The 4,473-nt window shown below is 75.3% G+C and carries 4 protein-coding genes; all 4 read left to right on the forward strand.

Annotated features, from left to right (window positions below; genetic code table 11):
* Positions 1–135 precede the first annotated feature (135 nt).
* The 4 genes from LCE31_RS03070 to LCE31_RS03085 all read left to right on the forward strand — a co-directional run bounded on the left by LCE31_RS03070 (position 136) and on the right by LCE31_RS03085 (position 4,264).
* Positions 136–1,560: an L-fucose/L-arabinose isomerase family protein gene (locus tag LCE31_RS03070; RefSeq protein WP_225012378.1), complete on the forward strand. Its 1,425-nt coding sequence runs from the start codon at positions 136–138 to the stop codon at positions 1,558–1,560.
* The gene (locus LCE31_RS03075; protein ID WP_225012375.1) at positions 1,560–2,591 is read left to right on the forward strand and encodes a LacI family DNA-binding transcriptional regulator; all 1,032 of its coding nucleotides are present in this window, start codon (positions 1,560–1,562) and stop codon (positions 2,589–2,591) included. The genes LCE31_RS03070 and LCE31_RS03075 overlap by 1 nt, the downstream gene beginning before the upstream one ends.
* Positions 2,592–3,085: 494 nt before the next feature.
* Positions 3,086–3,373, forward strand: a complete 288-nt coding sequence (locus LCE31_RS41095) for a tyrosinase family oxidase copper chaperone (RefSeq protein WP_374118386.1) — start codon at positions 3,086–3,088, stop codon at positions 3,371–3,373.
* 24 nt (positions 3,374–3,397) lie between these two features.
* Positions 3,398–4,264 carry a tyrosinase family protein gene (locus LCE31_RS03085; RefSeq protein WP_225012377.1) on the forward strand — a complete coding sequence of 289 codons (867 nt, stop codon included), beginning with the start codon at positions 3,398–3,400 and terminating at the stop codon, positions 4,262–4,264.
* The last annotated feature ends 209 nt before the right edge of the window (positions 4,265–4,473 follow it).

Consider the following 4,473-nt stretch of genomic DNA (forward strand, 5'->3'; position numbering starts at 1 on the left):
GGGGGGGCCGCGCCCGCCTGTGCGGGGGGGGCCCCGCCCACTCAACCACCCACCCCCCCCCCCCCCGGGGGGGGGGCCCCCGCGGCCCCCCCCCCCCCCCCCCGCCACCCGCCCGCCGAACCCGATGGAGGCGCCATGATCCCCCGTACCCCCGCCGTCGCCCGCAAGCCCCGCGTCGGGCTCGTGGCAGGAGGCCTCGGCGCCTACTGGCCCCAGTTCCCCGACCTCCTCCCGCAGCTGCGGAAGTCGGCCGCGCGGGTCACGGAACGCATGCGGGCCTTCGACGCCGAAGTGGTCGACGCCGGCTTCATCTCCGACGCCCAGGAGGGCGCGGCGGCGGCCGAGAGGCTGCGTGCCGCCGACTGCGACCTCATCGTCGGATTCCTGACGACCTACATGACCGCGAGCATGCTGGTGCCGATCGCGCAGCGCAGCGGCGCGCCCGTCCTGCTGATCAACCTTCAGCCCTCGCCCTCGATGGACCACGCGTCCTTCGACACCGGCCAGTGGCTCGCGTACTGCGGTGCCTGCCCGCTGCCCGAGATGGCCAACGCCTTCGAACGCGTCGGAGTCCCGTTCCGCTCGGTCTCCGGCCATCTGGAGGACGAGCGCGCCTGGGCGCGCATCGGCCGCTGGATCACCGCCGCCGGGGTCCGCTCCGTCCTCAGGAACGGCAGGCACGGCCTGATGGGCCACCTCTACCCCGGCATGTACGACGTGTCCACCGACCTCACCATGGTCACCGGCAACCTCGGCGGCCACATGGAGGTCCTGGAGTTCGACGACCTCAGGGTCAGGGCCGAGAAGGCCGGCGACGACGAGGTCGACGCCAAGCTCGCCGAGACCCGGACCGTCTTCGACCTCGCCGACTCCGTCGTGGAGGACGACCTGCGCTGGGCCGCCCGCGTCTCCGTCGGCCTCGACTCCCTCGTCGCCGACTTCGACCTCGACTCCCTCGCGTACTACCACCGCGGCCTCGACGGCGAGACCCACGAGCGCCTCGGCGCCGGCATGATCCTCGGCGCCTCGCTGCTCACCGCGCGCGGTGTCCCCGCCTGCGGCGAGTACGAGCTGCGGACGTCGCTCGCGATGCTGATCGCCGACCGGTTCGGCGCGGGCGGCTCCTTCACGGAACTCCAGGCGCTCGACTTCACCGCGGGCGTCGTGGAAATGGGCCACGACGGCCCGGGCCACCTCGCCATCAGCGAGCACAAGCCGCTGCTGCGCGGGCTCGGCGTCTACCACGGCAAGCGCGGCTGGGGCGTCTCCGTCGAGTTCGACGTACGGCACGGACCCGTCACCCTCGTCGGCCTCGGCCAGCGCCGCGACGGCGGCTACCGGCTGGTCGCCGCCGAGGGCGAGGTCGTCGGCGGGCCGCTGCTGGAGATCGGAAACACCACGTCACGCGTCGACTTCGGCTGCGACCCCGGCGAGTGGACCGACGCGTGGAGCGCCAGCGGCGTCGGCCACCACTGGGCCCTGGCCACCGGCCGGCTGCTGCCCGACCTGCGCGCCCTGGCCGGTCTCACCGGGCTCGACCTGGTCGAAGTCACCGTCTGATGGACCGGGCCCGGCCCGCGGGGATCAAGGACGTCGCGGACGCGGCCGGGGTGTCGGTCGGCACCGTGTCCAACGTCATCAACCGCCCCGGCTCCGTCGCCGACGGCACCCGCCGCCGGGTCCTCGCCGCCATCGCCCGCCTCGGCTACGTCCGCAGCGAATCGGCGCGCCAGCTGCGCGCCGGCAGCAGCCGCATGCTGGGGCTGCTCGTCCTCGACATGGCCAACCCGTTCTTCGTCGCGGTCGCCGCGGGCGCGGCGCGCTCCGCGCGCGACGCCGGCCTCGGTGTGATGATGTGCGACAGCGCGGAGAGCACCGACGAGGAGGCGGCCTACCTCACGCTCTTCTCCGAACAGCGGGTCCGGGGCGTCCTCGTCACCCCCGCCGACCGCACGGGGCGCAACCTCGGCATCCTCCGCCACCACGGCATACCGTTCGTCTCTGTCGACCGGATCGTGCCGAGTGCCGAGGGCTGCTCCGTCTCCGTGGACGATGTGACCGGCGGCGCGCTCGCCATGCGTCATCTGCTCCTCGCGGGGCACCGCTCCCTGGCGTACATCAGCGGGCCGATGCACCTGACCCAGTGCCAGGAGCGGCGGGAGGGCGCGCTCACGGCGCTCGCCGCGGCGGGCCTGCCGCAGGACGCACTGCGGCACATCCGCGCCACGCGCCTCGACGTCGCCTCGGGTCGCGACGCGGGCGCCCGGCTGCTCGGCACCCAGCCCCTGCCCACCGGCGTGTTCTGCGCCAACGACCTCCTCGCCCTCGGTGTGCTCCAGGCGCTGTACGAGGCGGGCGTACGGGTCCCCGAGGACGTCGCCCTGGTGGGATACGACGACATCGAGTTCGCCGGCGCGGCGGCCGTTCCGCTCACCTCGGTGCGCCAGCCCGCGCGCCGGATCGGGGCGCTCGCCGCAGGCCTGCTCATCGAGGAGACGGGGGAGGGGGCCGAGGGCCACGAGCACCGCAGGATCGTCCTGGAACCCGAACTCGTGGTGCGCGCCTCCAGCCTGCCGCGCCGCCGCGCCTGACGCGTTCCCGGCCGCGGCAACCCCCACGCCCGACCGGGGGGGCTCGTGTCCGTGTGTCGGAAAATCCCACTGCTGCCGCAGAACTGTTCGGACGTCATCTCGTTGGGGGAAGCGGGGCGCCACATCGGTGCCCCGTACACCCGGCGAGCGGAGGACTTCATGGCAGGCGCGGTACCGCACGGCGGAGGGACCCGGCGCACACTGCTGCGCGCCCTGTTCGGCCTCGGTGTGCTCGGCGGTACGGCCGCCGCCCTCACCCCGCTCGTGCGGGCCGACCGGGCCCCCGGCGCCGGGCCCCCCCCCGCGGGCCCCGCCCCCCCCCGGCCGCGCGCGCCGGCCGGCCCCGCGCGGGCGGGCCCGGGCGCCCGGCGCGCCCCCCCCCCCCCGGGGGGGGCGCCCCCCCCCGCGCCCGCGGGGGGCCCGCCGGGGGGGCCCCCCCCCGCGCCCCCCCCCCGGGGGGGGGGGGGCGGGGGGCCGAGGTGCCAACCGGGCCCGTGACGGAGGAGACGTACCGCGGCCGGCACATCCGGGTACGGCACACCACCTCCGGGCCCGTCCGGGCGGGGGCCCTGTCGCCGGGCGTGTACCCCGGCGTCCCGTCGTACGACGTCCTGATCGACGGCAGGCCGCTGCCCGTGATGCGGCGCGCCGACGGCAGCTACATGAGCGCCGTCAACCACTACGAGTCGTTCCCCACGCTGGTGGCCGCCGCCCGGGCCGCCGTGGACGATCTGCGCGGGGCCCGGCTCGCGCTCGACGACCCGATGCTCCACCACGCCTGACCCGTCCGGGAGGACAGCCACCGTATGTACACCAGAAAAAACCAGCGTGACCTCTCCGGAGCCGAGAAGAGGGCCTTCGTCGAGGCGGTGCTCGAACTCAAGCGCCGCGGCGACTACGACGGATTCGTCCGTACGCATGTCGAGTTCTACACACCGGACGGCGAGACCGGCCTCAGGTCGGGGCACATGGCTCCGACCTTCTTCCCCTGGCACCGGCGCTTCGTGCTGGAATTCGAGCAGGCGCTGCGGTCGATCGACTCCAAGGTCTCCGTCCCGTACTGGGACTGGACGGTCGACCGGACCCCGGCCGCCGCACTCTGGCGCGACGACTTCCTCGGCGGTACGGGAAGGGCGCGGGACCAGCAGGTGATGACGGGCCCCTTCGCCTACACGGCGGGCAACTGGACGATCTCCGGCAACGTCACCGACGACCCCTTCCTCACCCGCAACCTCGGCCGCCCGGGCCGTGACCCCATCGTGCTGCCCACCGCCCAGGAGCTGGAACGGGCCATGAGCGAGAGCGTCTACGACGTGTCGCCGTGGGACTCGACCCCGGCGAGCGGGTTCCGCAACGGCCTGGAGGGCTGGGTGCGGCCCGGCGTCGACCAGCCCTGGCGCAACCACAACCGCGTGCACCGCTGGGTCGGCGGCGAGATGCTGGGCGCCGCGTCCCCGAACGACCCGGTGTTCTGGCTCCACCACGCCTTCATCGACCTGCTCTGGGACCGCTGGCAGGCCCGGCATCCGCACGCGGGCTACCAGCCGGCGCGCAAACTCGCGGCGAGCGACCGGCAGGCCGGCCGGGTGATCAGCCTGGACGAGCCGATGCCGCCGTGGAACGTGAAGCCGTCCGCGCTGCTCGGCCACGCGGGGACCTACCGCTACGCGTGAGCGGCCAGGCCGGCCCGGCCGGGCCGGCCATCAGGTTCCGGGTCGTCGGGCTCCGGGTCGTCCGGCTCCGGGCGTACGGAATCGGGGGGGGGGGCGGGGGGGGGGCGCCCCGGGCGCGGGGCCGCCGAGACGACGCGGCTGGGGCTGGGGCTGGGGGACGCAGGGGGGGGGGCTGAGGCGGCGGCGGGCCCGGCCCGCCCGGAGCGGGG

Origin of the sequence: Streptomyces sp. 8L (genome assembly GCF_020176795.1) — a bacterium.
In the GTDB taxonomy this organism is placed as follows: Bacteria; Actinomycetota; Actinomycetes; order Streptomycetales; family Streptomycetaceae; genus Streptomyces.

Coding starts and splice junctions, on each gene's coding strand:
- LCE31_RS03075 (WP_225012375.1), top strand. CDS start 1,560: ATGGACCGGGCCCGGCCCGCGGGGATCAAGGACGTCGCGGACGCGGCC.
- LCE31_RS03085 (WP_225012377.1), top strand. CDS start 3,398: ATGTACACCAGAAAAAACCAGCGTGACCTCTCCGGAGCCGAGAAGAGG.
- LCE31_RS03070 (WP_225012378.1), top strand. CDS start 136: ATGATCCCCCGTACCCCCGCCGTCGCCCGCAAGCCCCGCGTCGGGCTC.